An 18,709-nucleotide genomic window follows, 5' to 3' on the forward strand; every position below is an offset into this window, starting at 1 on the left:
TGTTGATACTATTTTGATAGAAAAGCACCCAAGTGTTGGTCTCAAGCACAAAAAACCCCTAATTTTGTAGGGTTTTTTAATTAAGAATCCCTAATGCCCTTTTCCCTTTGGAAGTAAACAAAACCATCAAGAAGAAAACTTTATACGGATACCAGGAAGAAGACCTGAACAAAATATTCACCCAATTGGACAAGCTTCCGGAAGGCACCAATATCCTCTATCAGTTGCCCACCGGAGGTGGTAAGACCGTTGTGTTTTCCGAAATTACTCGCCGATTTATCCAACAGACCGGTAAAAAAGTAATGGTTCTTACCCATCGAATAGAACTGAGCAAGCAAACTTCCAAAATGCTAAAAGGCTTTGGGGTGGCCAATAAAGTCATCAACAGTGAGGTAAAAGAGCTCTACGACCAAGACGACTACATGTGCTTTGTGGCCATGGTGGAGACTTTGAACAATCGTTTGCAAGAGGAAAAGGTAAAGATCAACAATATCGGCCTGGTAATTATAGACGAGGCCCATTACAATTCGTTTAGAAAACTCTTCAAATATTTTGAAAAGTCCACCATTTTGGGAGTTACCGCAACACCGCTCAGTTCCAACATAAAACTCCCCATGAAGGACAATTACAAACATTTGATCATTGGGGAATCCATACAATCGCTGATCAGTAAGAATTTCTTGGCCAAGGCCAATCTCTACAATTACGATGTTAGCCTAAAAACATTGAAACTGGGTATCAACGGGGACTATACCGTAAAATCTTCGGACGAGTTCTATAGTGCTCACAGCATGCTGGGCAAATTGCTTACGGCATACGAAGAAATTGCCAAGGGCACCAAGACCCTGATTTTCAACAATGGTATCAATACATCGCTTTATGTGTACGAAACTTTTAAAAAGGCAGGATATAATGTAAGGCATTTGGACAATAAAAATACGGCTGCCGAACGAAAAGAAATTCTGGAATGGTTCGCTGAGACCCCAGATGCCATATTGACCTCGGTGAGTATTTTAACCACAGGTTTTGATGAGCCTACGGTAGAGAGCATTATTCTGAACAGGGCCACACGTTCACTTACTCTTTATTTTCAAATGATCGGAAGAGGTTCCAGGGTACTCCCCAACAAGAGCGAGTTCAACGTAATCGACATGGGTAACAATATTGCCCGTTTTGGACCTTGGGATGCCCCTGTGGATTGGCAAGAAATCTTCCACTTCCCAGATTTCTATTTGGAGAACATAAAAAATGATGAAGAAATAGAACGGGATTTTGTTTATGAAATGCCAGATGATCTTCGGGCCAAATTCAGCAAATCCGATAATATTACCTTCAATGTAAAAGAAGAGTATAAAAAAATATTTGCGCAAGGCAAAAAATCCAAACTTGTACTGGAAAAAAGTATCGAACAACATGCCCAGATCTGTGTAGAGAACAGCGAAGATGTTTTCGATGCACGGATTTTGGCCAAAGAGTTGAAAGACGAGATCCAGTATCGCGTAAAGCAATATTCGTATTGCATTATGAACAATACCAAAAACTACAAAGAGTGGTTGGAGGAAGATTATGAGCGTAAACTGCGTTCCAGCATTTCTAAAATGTTCGCCGCAAAAATGTAAGGGCAGGGTATTGGCCGGATTGTTTGGCCCTGTTTGCAATATCTGGGTCCTTGTGATCCTAACGTAATACATTTATTATATGCCAAAAAAGCTCCTAGTTATTGGTTATGTATGGCCCGAACCGAATACCACGGCGGCCGGATGCCGTATGCAGCAATTGCTGGATGCCTTTTTGGAGCTTGGATACCGGATTACCTTTGCGAGCACTGCAGTAAAAACCGAGTATAGCTTGGACCTGAAGCCATGGGGCATTAAAGAAACAACTATTGCCCTGAACCATTCCAGTTTCGATGATTTTGTAAAACAGCTAGCGCCCGATCTGGTAATGTTCGATCGTTTTATGGTGGAAGAGCAATTTGGTTGGCGCGTAGCGGAATTTGCCCCGAATGCCGTCCGAATTTTGAACACCGAAGACTTACATGGACTTCGAAAGGCCAGGGAAGAGGCCCATAAAAAGGATGTACGGTTTAAACTACTCGACTGGAAAAACCACCCGGTCACTTTACGAGAATTGGCCAGTATGTACCGGTGCGACCTTAGTTTGATTATCTCCACCTTCGAAATGCGAATTTTACGGGAGCATATTAAGTTTCCAGCAGAGCTGCTGTTCCATTTACCGTTTATGGTCGAAGTTTCCAAAAACCATAAAGACACATTGCCCACATTTGCCGAGAGAAATGGCTTTGTTAGTATCGGGAACGGAAAACATGCCCCTAATGTTGATGCCATAAAACTGTTGAAACAGGAAATATGGCCACACATCCGCAAAAATTTACCAGAAGCTCAATTACGGGTTTATGGTGCTTATTTGCCACAGCAAATTAAGGAGATGCACCATCCCAAATCTGGTTTTTTTATTGATGGATGGATAGAGAATGCCGACTTGGTTCTAGAAAATTCTAGGATATTATTGGCACCGCTCCGCTTTGGCGCAGGTATTAAAGGAAAACTTTTGGATGGCATGAAAACGGGAACCCCTACGGTTACCACAACTATAGGTGCCGAAGGCATGTATGGCGACCAGCACTGGAACGGGGTTATTTCCGACAACTGGAACGATTTTGCAAATGCTGCCGTGAAATTATACCAAAACAAATTAGAGTGGGAAAGGGCCCAAAAAAATGGATTTGCCTTACTGGAATCCAACTATAATAAAACTAAATCAACCAAACAGTTTAAAGCCCTATTGGATAATTTGATTTATGACTTGGAAAATCATCGAACCGAAAATTTTGTAGGGAGGTTACTTCAGCATCAAACTTTAACGAGCTCCAAATACATGGCCAAATGGATAGAGGAGAAGAATAAAAAAGTTTGACCTTTATTCTTTACATCCACAACCTGATTAGATAAAAAAGTACATTTCTGTAAACGCCATCAAACCGAAAATCATATTGTTAAAGTATTGTTTACGGCCGTTAAAGTACGTTAATCCCCATGGTCGGTTGCCCAGTATTTTTATTTTATGGGTATGGAAAAAATATTAGTAGCAGGTGCGACCGGCACCACTGGAGAAAAAATCATAAAATTATTGAAATCGAACGAAAAATATCAACCTATCGCCATGGTTCGTAATGAGGATCAAAGAACGCGATTTGAATCCCAGGGCATTGAGACCGTAATGGGTGATTTGGCCAAGGATGTCTCCAAAACGACCAAGGAAATCGATAAAGTTATTTTTGCTGCAGGCTCCAAAGGAAAGGATGTGGTAAATGTAGATCAAGAGGGAGCAAAGAGACTGATCGATGCCGCAAAAAAGGAGCGAGTGAACAAATTTGTAATGCTGAGTTCCATGGGCGTGGACAATCCTCGTGGAGACCTTAAAGAATATTTGCAGGCCAAACAGAATGCTGACCAGTATCTGGATATAAGCGGTCTGACCTTTACCATTGTTAGACCTGGTTCGCTAACCAATAATGAGGGTATCGGAAAAATAAAACTTGCAAACAAACTACAGGAACATGGCACTATTCCACGATGGGATGTCGCCAGGACCTTGGTACAAAGTCTGGATGACAAAATTGCCAAAAATCAAGCCTTTGAGATTTTAACCGGTGAAACCCGTATTGAGGAAGCCGTTGAACAGCTCGAAATGGCATAATTCATTTACTTATAGGTTTGTAAATGTTAGTTTCCGGTATATCCCGGGCCACGAACTACTATTCCTGGCAATTCACCGGTATGTTCACCATCTTTCAGCACTTGGGTGCCATTTACAAACACATGTTTTACACCTTCAGCATATTGATGGGGATCTTCGAATGTGGCTTTATCGTTTATGGCCTCCGGGTCGAACAAAACCACATCGGCATAATTGCCACGTTCAAGACTTCCCCTTTTCTCTATTTTTAAGTTGCTCGCGGGGTATTTGGATAATTTATGCACTGCTTCTTCCAAGGGAATCACTTTTTCATCACGTACATATTTACCCAACAATCGGGCTACATTCCCATAGGCCCTAGGATGCGTACTCGATCTTAAGAACACTCCTTCTGTGGCCATTGACCTCGCATCGGAACCAAAGCTCATCCAAGGTAGGGCTATTTGTTTTTTTACATTTTCTTCCGACATTAGAAAATAAATGGTGCTAACGCTACTGCCATCTTCCACCACTAAATCCATTGCGGTCTCCTCGGGCGATGTACCTCTTATTTCTGCAACTTCTTTAAGTGATTTTCCAGTTAAGTATTTTAGGGAATCCGCATTGAACCCGACCAAGAGAATTTTAGAGGGATCTCCCGCTGCCTGCATTAGACTCTCCCATTTGTCCGTAGGTTCGATCATTTCTTGTTTTACCCTTTTTCTTATCTCGGGGTCCTGTAACCTTTCGGCCCATTTATCATAACCTCCTTCTTGCACCCATGGTGGCATGGAGGCATCCAGTCCTGTAGATCCGGCTATATAATTGTACATATTGGCGGTAATATGCAATCCCGCTGCATTGGCGGAATCCACTTTGGCCACTACCTCATCAAATTTATGCCAGTTATCCTTGCCACTTTGTTTAAGATGATAAATTTCGGCCCTGATACCTGCTTCATCCGCTATTCGAATCAATTCATCCAAACTTTCCAACAAACGTGGTCCTTCGCTTCGCATATGGCTTATGTACATCCCATCGTAATCTGCAGCTACTTTGGAGAGTTCTATCAATTCTTCGGTACTGGAATAAAAGGCTGGGGCATAGATCAATGAAGTGCCAACACCCAAAGCACCTTCTTCCATGGCTTGCCCGACCATAAGTTTCATATTATCAAGTTCTTGCGGGGTAGGAGCACGGTCCTCATATCCCACGGTATGAATTCGCAAAGTAGTTGCCCCGACAAAGGAGGCCACGTTAGGTGATACCCCTTTGTTTGTCAAAAATTCCAAATACTCGCCCAAGGTGTTCCATTCAATGTCATATTTAATGTCGCCTTGTTTTTCCTCTTCCTGTTTCTTCATGGATTCGGAAAGTGGTCCCATAGACCAACCTTCTCCAAATATTTCCAAGGTCACGCCTTGCTTAATTCCTCCCATGGACCGTCCATCCTCAATCAATGTTTCGCCTGCCCAGCTCAGCATATTTATAAACCCTGGGGCAACGGCCAGTCCTGTTGCATCGATTTCCTGAGTTCCTTTGGCAGAGCTTAAATTACCTATTGCGGCAATGGTGTCTGCATTAATGCCAAGGTCACCAACATAAGATGGTTTACCTGAACCGTCGACTATTTGACCGTTCTTAATTAAAACATCAAAGTTTTGAGGCTGCGAACATTGGGTTAAGAGAAAAATAAGCGATAAAAATGTAAAATACTTGAGGCTTTTCATGGTTTGGTCGATTAATAAACTAACCAAGTTATGCTATTTTATACCGCAAACCAAAACAGCTGGTTTGTTGCAAGATATAGTAAAAGAGACATGCGTTTCGGAGATTATCGCTTTCTTCCCAAAAAACGTATCACGGAACCTGTGCCGACATGGCTGTCACCCTCGTTAAGTTCGATGGTTGTTTTTTTAAGTTCCAAAATTTCATAATCCTGAAAATCGGATGTTAACTCTTCCAGTGAAAATAAGGAATCCAAGTCCATTGGTCCGCCTACGTGAGGGTTTTTATTTCTGAATTTTAGATGGTCCTTGCTAAAGGCTTCAAAAATGATTGTTCCTCCTTTTTTTAGATATGTGTGCAATAATCTGTGGTAATTGGAACGGATATTGGGCGGGAAGTGTGCATATATCAACGCTATGGCATCAAATTGTTCCGGTTTATAGTCCAACACTTCCAATTCTCCAATTTTATAGTCAATGGAAACTTGCTTTTGTTCAGCTAGCTTGATTGCTTTTTGCTTTCCTGCCTCACTTATATCAAAAGCGGAAACATCCCAGCCCAATTGTGCGGCATACACCGCATTGCGGCCTTCTCCCTCGGCAGGGAAAAGTATGGTTCCTGTACCTAGTGTCCCAAGTTTATTTTTAAGATATAGGTTTGGTTCTGTTCCATAGGCATAGCTTTTTTTGCTGTAGCGTGAATTCCATTTATTAAGCCATTGGTTTTCCATAAGTAATTTTATCAATCCATGATAAAATTACACCAATTGAACAATCTTTGGAAGTACGGCTAGTTGCTATTTTTAATCCCTTTTTCTCTCTCGACGTTATGTGGCCAAACTTGTGTATAAGATTTGGCTATCCCCTAAAGGGGATAAATTTTGTTATGGTTTCCGAGCTATATTTCATGCCACCGCTGGTCATCATGGTAAATTGAACGGGGACATAGTATGGAAATATACCGCGAGCCTGCTCGTGGGTTGCTACCCCAATAAAAGTAAACCTAAATAAACAAACATTCTCCTAAACCGGTTTCATGGAATCAAGATAGATGGAAGTTTCTTGTTGTGAAGATACAAATTAACGAATGCCAGGTTTAATCTTACGAATAGTGTATTTGATTATTAAGATGCTTTTTCAAACACGATACGCTCACTACGAGAAAACCAATCCAAGTACATCAGTTGGTGGATTGCTTCGATTCCGTTTCACCTAATTTTCATAGAGGGTGTCAAAAGATTTCATAATTAAAATTGAGTCGTATTTAAAGACAGGTTATTTTATCGCAAGTATCTGAATAGCAATACAGAAGATATTTAGCATATAATCTGAAGAATAAATTGGAAACCTATTCAAAGTAATCTTACCACGGCAACATCAATGGCCATAAGCTATATTTTCCGTTATTTTGTGATACATAAAAAATACCACTATGGAATCACCCAACTGGCAGACCGCCATGGAATTTGAAGATATTACCTATAAAAAAAGTAACGGGGTTGCACGTATCGCTTTCAACCGTCCTGATGTTCGGAACGCTTTCCGCCCTAAAACCACGAGCGAGCTCTACAGGGCTTTTTACGATGCACAGGAAGATACCTCAATCGGGGTGGTATTGCTTTCTGGCGAAGGACCCTCATCCAAAGATGGTAAATGGGCCTTTTGCAGCGGTGGGGACCAAAAGGCCAGGGGACACAAAGGTTATGTGGGCGAAGATGGTTATCATCGTTTAAATATTTTGGAAGTACAGCGCCTAATTCGGTTTATGCCCAAAGTGGTAATTGCCGTTGTGCCCGGTTGGGCCGTTGGTGGTGGACATAGCCTGCATGTAGTATGTGATATGACCTTGGCCAGTAAGGAGCATGCCATTTTTAAGCAAACGGATGCCGATGTGACCAGTTTTGATGGCGGCTATGGTTCTGCTTATCTGGCAAAAATGGTCGGACAAAAAAAGGCTCGCGAAATTTTCTTTTTAGGTAGAAATTATTCAGCACAAGAAGCCTATGAAATGGGCATGGTGAATGCTGTGGTTCCCCACGAGGAACTCGAAGATACAGCCTACCAATGGGCTCAGGAAATCCTGGCAAAATCACCAACATCCATAAAAATGCTAAAATTTGCCATGAACCTTACCGACGACGGTATGGTAGGGCAACAAGTTTTTGCCGGTGAAGCTACTCGATTGGCCTATATGACCGATGAAGCTATAGAGGGAAGAAATGCGTTTTTGGAAAAACGTAAGCCAGATTTTGGCAAGGACAAGTGGATTCCGTAAACCATTCTGTTGTTCAGACAGAAACATAATTTAAGGATTTCCATAAATTGAAAAGAGCCCTGCCGCTAGGTCAGGACTCTTTTACGAGAACACTATATGAAAATGAAAAAATTACTTTCGTTTTTTATTACATAGTAAAAGTACCGCCAAAGTTTTTGTGGGCGAAATTATTGTTGTGAAGCCAGGTCTGGCTGTTGTCATTCTATGGATTTTGTAATTATAGGTCGATGAAACCTATACTTTCATACGCTGGAAAAAGGGGAAGATGGGGCAGATGTTCCAAAAAGTATATTGTAAATCTCTTTTTTAAATCACTGCAGAAGTTTACTCAATGGAGGTAAGCTTCAAAATGTATTCCTGACCAAACAATATTTTGGTTAGGGTATAAATTGAAAAGAGCCCTGCCGCTAGGTCAGGACTCTTTTACGAGAACACTATATGAAAATGAAAAAATTACTTTCGTTTTTTATTACATGGTAAATGTACCACTAGAGTTCTCGTAAGCGAAATTATTGTTGTGAAGTATCAAAATATTGTGGTCATAGCTTAAGATCAATATATCTCATCGATTTACGGTAACGCTTTTACGATGTTCGACAGCACCCCGTTTACATCAAAATGGGGCTCTTCGGCCAAACCGGTCCTTACAACGACCAGATCCTTGGAAGGAATCATAAATACATATTGGCCTTCGAAACCATTGCACGAAAAAAGGTCTTTTGGAACATCGGGATATTTACCATCGGCATTCAACCAAAAATGAGCGCCATAGGTTCCATTGGAATGGGCAGTTGGTGTGGTTATATAATCTACCCATGTTGAATCGAACAATTGTTCACCGTTCCAATTTCCTTTGTTTAAATACAATTGGCCAAATCGGGCCCAATCACGTGTGTTGGCCCATGCATAGGAAGACCCCACATAATTTCCAGCGATATCGGCCTCCATGACCATGGAGTACATACCGATCTTATCTATTAAGGATGCATAAGGAAAATCCAAATATTCTTGGTGGCTTCTAAACTGTTGCCTTAATATTCCGGACAAAAGGTTGGTAGTTCCCGAAGAGTAGTTCCAAATTTCCGTAGGTTCGGCGATTGCTTCCTTATTTTTTTGTGCCACCGTCATATCACTATCCAAAAAAAGCATACGGGTCACATCCGAAATACCTGTATAATCTTCTTCCCAAGCCAATCCGCTTTGCATACGGAGCAAATGATCCAGGGTAATGTTCTTTCGCTCATCATCTTTCCATTCCACTATGGGAGCAGGCCAATCCATTTCAAATTTTCCTTGATGTTCCAATATTCCATAATACGTAGCAAGCACGCTTTTGGTCATGGACCAACCTAAAATTGGGGTGTCCTTATCAAATCCATCAATATATTTTTCTGCCAACAAATGCCCTTTGTACAGTATGAGCAGGGTCCTGGTTTTTTGAGTTTCCGGTTCGGCAAATGCCATCGCAACAGCTTTATTGATCAAATCCATGTCCACCTCGGAAAAAATGGTGTCCACAGGTTCGGCCTGGCCAAAAGGATAAGGTAAAGTATCCATGGGTTGGTTCCTACGCGGCCTGATCTTCAATGCTTCTGGGTTGTAATCATCGTTTATTAAAACAGCACCCAATCCATCTCGGTACACCGCTTTACGCTCCATTAGGCCGTAAACAGTGGACGCAGCGGAAGATTCTGTCTTATTGACCTTGGTGGATGCCAATTCTATTAACGGAGCACTGTTATCGTATTGGTTTATACTGGCGGCAGAACGATGCGCCACATAAACACCAGAGGCCATATTTTTGGCTGCATAACCGGAAATAATGTTCAATTTGGGATAATTAAGATATATGACCACTCCAATTACGATAAGGAGGAGTAACAGAACGCGCTTAAGTAGTTTCATTATAAAAGGATGTATTTGTAACTTTCTGCAACCAAATATAAACAATTAAACATGTCGAACATTGGGATGATCATAGAAGAAAGGAGCCGTGATATTGGTGATTTTTTAGTGGGCAGGTTGATACCCTTTCGCAAAAAACGCATGATCGGCCCTTTTATATTTATAGATCACATGGGACCTACCAAATTGGGGCCAAATAAATATATGGATGTGGACCAGCATCCCCATACGGGACTTTCTACTTTGACTTTTATGCTGGAAGGCGAAATAATGCACGAGGACAGCCTTGGGACCAAACAAAGAATAAAACCGGGCTCAGTAAATTGGATGACGGCAGGGAAGGGGGTAACCCATACAGAAAGAACCCCGGAAGATCTAAGGAATGGTAATACATTTGTGGCACATGGCTATCAAATATGGGTAGCTTTGCCCAAAGATCTGGAAGATATGGCGCCAGAGTTTCATCATATAGAAGAAAAAGATATTCCCAGATGGAGAGACGAAAGTGCCGAATTTAAATTGGTGGCGGGACAAGGATATGGAAAAGAATCCCCTGTTCCCGTGCATTCCAACCTGTTTATGGTAGAGGTCAAGAACACAGAAGCCTATGCTCTAAATGTAAACAGGAATTTGAGCGGCGAAATAGGTGTCTGTATCGTAAAGGGAAGTATTGAAGCCTGTGGTGAAACCGTAGGGGAGGGCAATATTTTAGTGTCCAAAGTAGAGGACACCTGTAACATAAAACTACAGCCCAATACACATTTATTGTTATTTGGTGGCGAACCTTTTCCAGAGGAACGCTATATTTATTGGAATTTTGTTGCATCCAGTCAAGAAAAGCTGGATCAGGCCAAAAAAGCATGGAGCGATAAAAATTTTCCGATGATGAAAAATGATAGTTCTTACGTACCCTTACCAGGGTAAGAAAACATAAACCAACCAATGCCATATCAACCGAAAAGTACCCCCACATGCGTTTTACTTGCTATTGTTTTGACGTTAGTTTCGTGCAGTAACAAAAAACCACAACAAACTGAAGAAGTACAACTGTACAACAAGTATTGCGCTAGTTGCCATGTTGCCCCTAAAATTAATGAACTTACCAAAGAAATCTGGGAAACCTCAGTTTTGCCGGCTATGGTAAATCGTATGGATGTAGAAGGTATGTACCAGGATCCGAACGAGGTAATTAAAGGCTATAGGCCAAAAATTACACTAAAGGATTGGGCCAAACTGGAAAATTATATAATTTCCAACGCGCCCAAACTTTTTAAACCAATAAATGTTCCGCAAGCGGACACCCTAACACAATTTGCCTATAAGCCTTTTGCTTTGGATGATAAAAATGGTGCCATGATCACCTACTTGGAGTTTGCGAACCAAGGGAGCACACTATTTTATGGAGATCTTACAGGAAAGTTAAGCTCATTCGACTATTCACAGGAAAAGAGTCTTCAAATTTTTCAAGGTAATACCCCAATTACGTGGTACAGCAAAAAAGATTCAATAGAATGGATTAGCGAAGTGGGCATTCTAGGTCCATCAGAACTGGAAAAAGGGAAACTCACCCGTAAGATAGGAGATGATACCCTTGTACTGGAAAACCCTTTTCATAGGCCGGTACATACACTGCTGGAAGATTTTGACGGAGATGGTAAAAATGAAATAGTGGTGAGCGAATTTGGTAACCAATCCGGCAGATTATCATTATTGACAGAGAATGATCAAGGTACTTTCACTAAAAAAGTCTTGCTCAATCTCCCTGGAGCCATAAGAACGGTGGCGCGGGACATGGACAATGATGGTAAAAAGGACATTGTTGCCTTAATAACACAGAGCAACGAGAGTATAACCATCTTTTATCAAAAAGAAGATTTGGAATTTGAACCCATGAAAGTAATCGAATTCAGTCCTGTTTTTGGAACAAGCTGGTTTGAACTGGTCGATTATAATGATGATGGGTTGGACGATATTGTTACGGTACAAGGGGACAATGCCGATGTATCCTATATCAACAAGCCCTACCATGGCATGCGAATCCATTTAAATCAGGGAAACGACCATTTTAAGGAATCTTACTTTTATCCCATGTACGGGGCAACTAGGGTAGTTGCTCGGGACTTTGATCAAGATGGTGATTTGGATTTTGGATTGGTGAGCACCTTTCCCAACTACCAGGAATTTCCCGAACGTACCTTTGTATATTTGGAAAACATAAACCCCGAAAGCTATACCTTTAATACCAATATTTTGGAAGATCCCGTTATGGCACGCTGGTTTTTAATGGATGCTGCGGATATCGATAACGATGGGGATGAGGATATTGTACTGAGTTCGTTGACCTTGGGCTTTACACCGGTACCTAAAGTTCTATCCGATCGCTGGACCAATAGTAACGTCGACATAACCGTTTTGGAAAATTTGTTGCATTGAAAATCCCGATGATCATAGTAGTTTTGATCCTGTTGGGTTGTACACAGAAAAAAGTGGGCCCGCAGAGTAAACCTGCGCCAAAATACGAATGGTACGGTCACGAGGTCATAGCTTCGGCATACAATTCGGTGTTCTGGCAAACAGACAGCATTAGTCCGTCCGTTGCCGCCTGGGGAGACACCCTAAAACCGGGAATGAAATCCATTGCAGTATCCAGGGACCTCATAAAAATGGGACTAAGGCACAACACCATGGTGAAAATAGATACCTTTCCGGATACATTTCTGGTAAAAGATAAAATGCACTGGAGATGGAAAAACCGTATAGACATATATATGGGCAAAAACATAAAAAAAGCAAGGGAATGGGGCAAAAAGAAATTGATGATCTGCTACGCAGTTCCCTTGGATACAATTATAAATACAATTGAATGAGAAAAACAAGTCTGATTGCCCTAATGGCAATAGCCTTAGGAGGATGCTCCGTAAAAAAGGAAATCGTGGATATCCCTATTATTTTTGATGATCAACGGATCGAACTGACAAAAGAATATCTGCTGACCCGGTATGAGTTGGATCAAAAAACACCAGAAATTACACCAAAAATGGTAGTGTTACATTGGACAGCCATACCATCGTTGGCAAAATCGTTTACCGCTTTTAACCGTCCCACACTGCCCAATTGGCGTCCAGATCTGGAAAATGTGAGCGGGCTTAACGTTTCTGCCCATTTTTTGGTAGATCAAGATGGCACTATTTATCGCTTAATGCCAGAAACAACCATGGCACGTCACGTAATCGGGTTAAACCATTGTGCCATTGGTATAGAGAATGTTGGTGGTACCACAGATATGCCCATGACCAAACAACAACTAAAGGCCAATATATTTTTAGTTGAATATTTAGCTTCCAAATATGACATTGACTATGTAATAGGGCATCAAGAGTACACCAATTTCGAAGACCACCCACTCTGGTTGGAAGTAGATGATGGGTATAGGACCGTAAAAAACGACCCTGGAATGGATTTCGTAGAAAAGGTAAGAAACGCCACCAAAAAATTTAATTTTAAACCTGTTCCAACAAAAAAATAATCCATATGAAACAGTTATTGTCGTTACTAACCATCTTGTTGGCCGTTTGTGTACACGCACAAGACGAACTGACTTCCCAATTGTACAAAACATACGACACATACAAGGAAACCAGTATTGGCAAAAGAAGAATTAAATATGCCGATATACAGCCATTAATTCAGAAAACGGCGGCCAATCCCAAGTTCAAGGTCCAAAAAGTTGGAGAATCCATACAAGGAAGAGACTTAAACTTGATCAGTATTGGTTCTGGAGACATCAATATTTTTTTGTGGTCGCAAATGCACGGAGACGAGCCCACGGCAACGCAGGCAATTTTTGATATCATCAATTTTTTGGATGCGCCTGAATTCAAGACCGAGAAAGAAGAAATACTCTCCAAGTTAAAATTGCATTTTTTACCGATGCTTAATCCCGATGGGGCGGAGGTATATACCAGAAGGAATGCATTGGGAATCGACATCAACCGGGATGCTTTGCGATTACAGTCTCCCGAGGGTCGAACCTTAAAAAGAATCCGTGACAGTTTGGACGCCGATTTTGGATTTAATCTGCACGATCAAAGTACGTACTACAATGCCGAACGTACAGAAAAACCAGCCACTATTTCGTACTTGGCAACTGCTTATAACTACGAAAAGGATATCAACGAACTACGCGCCAATGCGATGAAGGTAATCGTATACATGGACAAGATCATCCAAAACTATGCGCCGGGGCAGGTTGGGCGCTATAGCGACGATTTTGAACCCCGTGCATTTGGCGACAATATTGCAAAATGGGGCACAAGCTTAATTTTAATCGAATCCGGAGGCTATACCAACGATCCCGAAAAGCAAGAAATTAGAAAACTAAATTATGTATCAATTCTTTCTGCTTTGTACACTATTGCCAAAGGGACATATAAGGACATCCCTATTGAAGATTACGAAAAAATACCACGTAACGACCGAAAGCTTTTCGATTTAAAGATTGAAAACGTGACCTACGAACTATTGGGAAATGATTACACCCTCGATTTAGGAATTTTTAACCACGAAATCGATTTGGAAGACCATGAGCAATTTTATTATCGAGGTTCTGTCGGTGATCAAGGCGACCTTTCCACCTTTTATGGGTACAAGACCTTTGATGCCAAAGGGTACAAAATTGTGCCGCCTAAAGTGGCTAAGGTAGATCGTATTACCAACGCCATGGATCTGTTAAAAAATGGAGTGGCTTATGTAAAAACCGAAATGCCGGAAAAAAGCAGATTTGTTCATTTACCTTTAATGCTGGTCCATGAGGAGTTTGAAATGAAGGATTTTAGTATTAGACCTGGCATTAATCCAACTTTCTTTTTAAAGAAAGACGGAATATTGACACATGCAGTAATCAACGGATTCTTAATTGACCTATCTCAACCGTTGGATGGCCAAAATACAGGAAACGGATTGATTTTTCGCTAAATAAGAATCATAAAAAATAACCCCTGCGTGTTGACAGGGGTTATTTTTTTATTTTTTCAATGGGGTCACTTCAAAACTTCGGTACTCAATAGGTCCATGATCACCTTGGATCATAAAAGGGCCCGGTTCTCCTTCTTTACTGTCCAAAGCACCTCCCGTTATACCGGGAATGGTGGCATCGGAAATTACCGTTTTCCCATTCAATACCACAGTAACACGTCTTCCGATCAAGGTAATGTCATAAGTTTGCCATTCTCCTGCAGGTTTGGAAGCATTCTCATTGGGCTCCAAAAATCCATATACACCACCTAAATAGATGTCGGAAGGCTCCAGGCCTTGGCTGTCCACTATCTGTACCTCATACCGACCACGCAAGTAGATTCCACTATTGCTTCCTTCGGGATACCTAAACTCTACATGTAGTTTAAAATCTTGAAATTTTTCATCCGTGATCAGATTTGATCCAGACTCTGGGCTGGTCAAAATACCATCCTTGACCTGCCATTGGTTCTTTTCTCCATCAATATGCCAGCCCGATAGGTCCTTGCCGTTAAAAACACTTATGGTTTTACCCCATTTAGGGTTTTCGGTATATGTCAATTTTGGGGCTTTTACCCCGGTCCAATCAATAATAGATCCATCGGTATAGATCAGGGTGCCTTTTAGTTTATCGTTTTCCAGCACTCCATGAAAAATCATGTCGCTGCCTTTAGGCTCCCATTGGTTGGGAATACTAAAGGTAAACTTGTTGTCACCATATGTTTCTACTTCGGAAATGGGCCTGGCGCTACCAAAGGCAAATACAAAACGGCCGATCAACGTAGCATGGCCCGAATGCCTGATCTCCAACCAGGAAGGCGAGGTCTTGTCCATAAAATCCATTTCCAAGTCCCATCGGCCTTCCAACGGGCTTATATTTTGGGAATACATACTTGTTGTACAGGCGAGCAGAAAGCTACAAATAAAGGTGTAAATAGTTCTCTTTTGGGTCATCATATGTTTGTTGAGTTTTATTGCTGACCCAAGATACGTATAATCCAAAAAATGTTTCTGCTTTTATGTTCGGTCTACTCGCAGCCACCGGTAAATCCGTTGGCGCTAAATTTGGTCTGCACTGCCCCTTGAAGACTATTGTGGGTAAGCTGGATCACCAAGTTGCTTTCGCCGCTTCCATCTCTCTTTGGTGTGCAATATTCGAACAAATAAAAACTATTCGCCTGTTCGGCAACTCTTTGGGAAATATCGTTAAAGGTATTTTCCAGCTCTTGGGAATTGCTCGCAAAAACACTGGCCGTTTTTCCAATTTCCGTAAGGACTTCGGTATCGATTTCCGCACCGAGTCCTATTGTAAAAAATGAAATATTCCTATCGGCATCGTTTACAGCTCGCAAGGCATCCGATTCGCTATAACGGGATGCTTGATCGGTTCCATCGGTAAACAATACCACGGAAGCTGCGCCGATCACATCGGAATTTTCGGTGAGCAGATCTTCTGCTATTTCGGTGGATTTTATCACTGCTCCATAAAGATCAGTGGACGGGTCGTTACTGATATCGGTGGTAATACCCTCTACAGAAGCGGTCAATTCGGTCGCAGAAGATGATAATGGGTTCAATAAATGAAGTTCGTCCTCACCATCAAACCAATATATGGCCATTTTAAACGAATCGGTAGCAGGACTCGGCATTACATTATTGATAAAGCTTGTCGATGCTGTCTTTAATTCATCCAAACTACTTTGTAGAACACTATTGCTCAGGTCCAAGACCAGAACAGTGTTGTTGTTGAATACTTGGGAGTTGGGGGATATACGTGCAAAAGATTCCGATGACGAAATGGAATTGAAACAATCATCGTTCCTGCCTTGCTCATAAATGGCAAACTGTTCGGCGGTCAGTCCAGAAATGGGATTGCCCAAAAGATCGGATACTTTAAATAGTATGGAAACTTTTCCGGGTAGGGTAGTAAACTCATCCTGAATGGACAATAGAAGATCGTTCTCTTCAAAACCAAGGCAGTCGTCCGGTTCTTCGCCAAGGCCCAATTCCCTGTCGTTGATGTTGAAACTAACATCGTCGTCCGCATTGCCACAAGAAAAAAGGATTAGGCTAAACGCCAAAATAAAGCTGAGCTGAAGTGTATTTTTCATTTTCAAATTAGTTAAGGTCCTTTCTGCACAACGTTGAAATCGATTGAAAAGTATCTGGATTTCGTGGAATTGAATTAAAGAAAAGTTAAAAGAATACCGGGGCTGTTAAAATGATTCAGATCCAGTTAATTTTTAATATTTTCACGTCCGTTGCAAAGCAACACAAACCTACCAACCTACCTGACCAAAATCAAAAGAACACTAACACTATTAGGTTGAACTGTATGACCATATTATTATTCGGGGCTACCAAAGATATTGTAGGAACCCCATCTTTATCTGTACCAACAGCAAGCCTCTCCGGAAAAAAAATCCCAAATACGGTAGGCGAGCTCAAGAAGTTTTTGGAAAGTCGTTATCCTGAACTCAAAAAAATTGCTAGGGTAACCGTGGCCGTCAACCAGAATTTTGCCAAAGATCATGAGAGAATCAATTCTTATGACGAAATTGCACTTATTCCATCACCAGAGGAGTAGTGGAAGCTTTCATATTAAAAAGAACAGTTTGAACAATGTGGTCCAAAAACCTGCCCATCTTTACGGCCTTGTACTTTCTGGCGGCAAGAGCGAGCGCATGGGCAAGGACAAAGGTTTAATAAAATACCATAAGGTTCCACAGCGCGAACATTTGTACCGTTTATTGGACCAATTATGTGAGATGACTTTTTTGAGCGTACGCCCATCCCAATATTCAAATATTCCAAAAGGAGCAAGGGCCATAGTGGATCAAAATCGGTACAACGGACCATTCAATGGGATTATGAGTGCACACAACACCCATAAAAACGCAGCTTGGTTGGTCTTGGCCTGTGATCTGCCTTTTATGGACTTGGCAACACTGAAACAATTAATAAACGCAAGAGACCCAAAAAAATCGGCAACCGCATTCCTTGGTCCAAAAACAGAAAAGCCCGAACCATTGGCCTGTATTTGGGAGCCTGGGGGATTGGAAAAAGCGGTACACTTTTTAAAAAAGGCTGAGCAATATGGCCCCAGAAAGTTTTTAATGGATTCCGAAATTACATTAGTAACACCAAAAAACGAACAGGCGTTGTTCAATGCAAATACGGATTTAGATTATACGTATGCTAAAGATATGTTGAGAGGGTAGTGCCCTTATTTCTGGAATGTTTTTCTTTTGACCTGATTCTGTTCCAGCGTATCCAAATCTTGGAAAATGCCACAAGAAATTTGCTTTTTGATCAATGATCTAGATTTTTTCCGTTTGGCAAGCAATTCTATTTCCTTATTTAAATATTGCATAATGAAGCATTTTTTATAGAACGGACAGGGCTTCTTTTTATTTTGAAAACCAACAGGTTATCCATTTTTTGAGATTTGCGTTTCAATATGATCTAAAACAGACATCCAGTGCATACGTAAAATTAATGCGGCTGTGGGAAGATTGTTTTCTTGTATGGTTTCCAAAACGGATCGGGCCTGTACTTTTATGTTTTCGAAAAAATCATGGTCTTGGATAAAATCATGCTCATAAAAATGAAGCCTGAGCTTAAGGTCTTTTAAAATTTGAAGCAAGATTTTATTGGTACAGTGCTGCACCAATGTATTGTGAAAATTGAACCGATGTACCAAGCCCTTTTCCAAAGTCTTGGCCTCCTCCATTTTTTTCTGTAGGATCGCCAATGATTCTATTTGATCAGGGTGGAAAACGGAATTTTCCAGAGCCATTACCTCCAATTGGGCAACGATCTCGATAAGGTTTTTAACTTCATGTTGGGACAGTCGGGCCACGATGAATCCCCGATTGGGAACAGCCTGTAGCGCCTGGGCCTGCTCTAATTGACTCAAAGCCTCTCGGATAGGGGTAACGCTTATCCCCATGTCCCTGGAAAGGGCGGCCAAATTAATTGTTTTTCCTACAATTAATTGCCCTGTTTGGATTTGAAGCAGTAAATGGTCCTTTACTTCGTCCCGTAATGCATGCGTTTTACCCATGTTGTATTGGATGGACAGCTCCTA

The 18,709-nt window shown here is 41.3% G+C and carries 18 protein-coding genes; 11 read left to right on the plus strand and 7 right to left on the minus strand.

Features of this window, described 5'->3' with window-relative positions:
* Positions 1-107: 107 nt before the first annotated feature.
* From MJO53_RS15385 to MJO53_RS15395, 3 genes are all read left to right on the plus strand, one after another.
* Positions 108-1,619 (plus strand): DEAD/DEAH box helicase, encoded by a 1,512-nt coding sequence (locus tag MJO53_RS15385; protein ID WP_252079753.1) that lies wholly within the window; start codon positions 108-110, stop codon positions 1,617-1,619.
* Positions 1,620-1,698: 79 nt separating this feature from the next.
* Positions 1,699-2,937: a glycosyltransferase gene (locus tag MJO53_RS15390; protein WP_252079754.1), complete on the plus strand. Its 1,239-nt coding sequence runs from the start codon at positions 1,699-1,701 to the stop codon at positions 2,935-2,937.
* 153 nt (positions 2,938-3,090) lie between these two features.
* Positions 3,091-3,720 carry an SDR family oxidoreductase gene (locus MJO53_RS15395; protein ID WP_252079755.1) on the plus strand — a complete coding sequence of 210 codons (630 nt, stop codon included), beginning with the start codon at positions 3,091-3,093 and terminating at the stop codon, positions 3,718-3,720.
* Positions 3,721-3,746: 26 nt separating this feature from the next.
* On the opposite strand, the gene MJO53_RS15400 is transcribed toward MJO53_RS15395, so the two are convergent.
* Positions 3,747-5,429: an N-acyl-D-amino-acid deacylase family protein gene (locus MJO53_RS15400; RefSeq protein WP_252079756.1), complete on the minus strand. Its 1,683-nt coding sequence runs from the start codon at positions 5,427-5,429 to the stop codon at positions 3,747-3,749.
* 104 nt (positions 5,430-5,533) lie between these two features.
* A complete protein-coding gene (locus MJO53_RS15405) occupies positions 5,534-6,157 on the minus strand; it encodes a class I SAM-dependent methyltransferase (RefSeq protein ID WP_252079757.1) in 624 nt (207 codons plus the stop codon).
* A 701-nt stretch (positions 6,158-6,858) separates the two neighbouring features.
* On the opposite strand from MJO53_RS15405, the gene MJO53_RS15410 reads away from it, so the two are divergent.
* Positions 6,859-7,701 carry a 1,4-dihydroxy-2-naphthoyl-CoA synthase gene (locus tag MJO53_RS15410; protein WP_224836912.1) on the plus strand — a complete coding sequence of 281 codons (843 nt, stop codon included), beginning with the start codon at positions 6,859-6,861 and terminating at the stop codon, positions 7,699-7,701.
* Between the two features lie 570 nt (positions 7,702-8,271).
* Here the strand turns inward: MJO53_RS15410 and MJO53_RS15415 are convergent.
* A complete protein-coding gene (locus MJO53_RS15415) occupies positions 8,272-9,606 on the minus strand; it encodes a serine hydrolase domain-containing protein (RefSeq protein ID WP_252079758.1) in 1,335 nt (444 codons plus the stop codon).
* Positions 9,607-9,657: 51 nt separating this feature from the next.
* On the opposite strand from MJO53_RS15415, the gene MJO53_RS15420 reads away from it, so the two are divergent.
* The 5 genes from MJO53_RS15420 to MJO53_RS15440 all read left to right on the plus strand — a co-directional run bounded on the left by MJO53_RS15420 (position 9,658) and on the right by MJO53_RS15440 (position 14,580).
* A complete protein-coding gene (locus MJO53_RS15420; RefSeq protein ID WP_252079759.1) occupies positions 9,658-10,530 on the plus strand; it encodes a pirin family protein in 873 nt (290 codons plus the stop codon).
* A gap of 69 nt (positions 10,531-10,599) precedes the next feature.
* Positions 10,600-12,039: an FG-GAP repeat domain-containing protein gene (locus MJO53_RS15425; protein WP_252079760.1), complete on the plus strand. Its 1,440-nt coding sequence runs from the start codon at positions 10,600-10,602 to the stop codon at positions 12,037-12,039.
* Positions 12,040-12,047: 8 nt separating this feature from the next.
* The gene (locus MJO53_RS15430; RefSeq protein ID WP_224836908.1) at positions 12,048-12,473 is read left to right on the plus strand and encodes a 3D domain-containing protein; all 426 of its coding nucleotides are present in this window, start codon (positions 12,048-12,050) and stop codon (positions 12,471-12,473) included.
* Positions 12,470-13,132, plus strand: a complete 663-nt coding sequence (locus MJO53_RS15435; protein WP_252079761.1) for an N-acetylmuramoyl-L-alanine amidase — start codon at positions 12,470-12,472, stop codon at positions 13,130-13,132. The genes MJO53_RS15430 and MJO53_RS15435 overlap by 4 nt, the downstream gene beginning before the upstream one ends.
* A 5-nt stretch (positions 13,133-13,137) precedes the next feature.
* On the plus strand, positions 13,138-14,580 hold the full coding sequence (locus MJO53_RS15440) for a M14 family zinc carboxypeptidase (protein ID WP_252079762.1): 1,443 nt from the start codon (positions 13,138-13,140) through the stop codon (positions 14,578-14,580).
* 48 nt (positions 14,581-14,628) lie between these two features.
* Here MJO53_RS15440 and MJO53_RS15445 read toward each other — a convergent pair whose 3' ends face one another.
* Together MJO53_RS15445 and MJO53_RS15450 are read right to left on the minus strand one after the other, a co-directional pair.
* A complete protein-coding gene (locus MJO53_RS15445; protein WP_252079763.1) occupies positions 14,629-15,576 on the minus strand; it encodes a 3-keto-disaccharide hydrolase in 948 nt (315 codons plus the stop codon).
* Between the two features lie 71 nt (positions 15,577-15,647).
* Entirely contained in the window at positions 15,648-16,730 is a 1,083-nt protein-coding gene (locus MJO53_RS15450) for a vWA domain-containing protein (RefSeq protein ID WP_252079764.1), read from the minus strand.
* Positions 16,731-16,954: 224 nt separating this feature from the next.
* On the opposite strand from MJO53_RS15450, the gene MJO53_RS15455 reads away from it, so the two are divergent.
* Positions 16,955-17,206, plus strand: a complete 252-nt coding sequence (locus MJO53_RS15455; protein ID WP_224836903.1) for a MoaD/ThiS family protein — start codon at positions 16,955-16,957, stop codon at positions 17,204-17,206.
* Positions 17,169-17,840 carry an NTP transferase domain-containing protein gene (locus tag MJO53_RS15460; RefSeq protein WP_252079765.1) on the plus strand — a complete coding sequence of 224 codons (672 nt, stop codon included), beginning with the start codon at positions 17,169-17,171 and terminating at the stop codon, positions 17,838-17,840. Before MJO53_RS15455 ends, MJO53_RS15460 begins: the two co-directional genes overlap by 38 nt.
* Before the next feature lie 5 nt (positions 17,841-17,845).
* On the opposite strand, the gene MJO53_RS15465 is transcribed toward MJO53_RS15460, so the two are convergent.
* Together MJO53_RS15465 and MJO53_RS15470 are read right to left on the minus strand one after the other, a co-directional pair.
* A complete protein-coding gene (locus MJO53_RS15465) occupies positions 17,846-17,992 on the minus strand; it encodes a hypothetical protein (protein WP_252079766.1) in 147 nt (48 codons plus the stop codon).
* Between the two features lie 57 nt (positions 17,993-18,049).
* Positions 18,050-18,685, minus strand: coding sequence for a GntR family transcriptional regulator (locus MJO53_RS15470; RefSeq protein ID WP_252079767.1), 636 nt, complete (start codon positions 18,683-18,685; stop codon positions 18,050-18,052).
* Between the last annotated feature and the right edge of the window lie 24 nt (positions 18,686-18,709).

This window comes from Flagellimonas marinaquae (genome assembly GCF_023716465.1).
GTDB lineage: Bacteria > Bacteroidota > Bacteroidia > Flavobacteriales > Flavobacteriaceae > Flagellimonas > Flagellimonas alginolytica.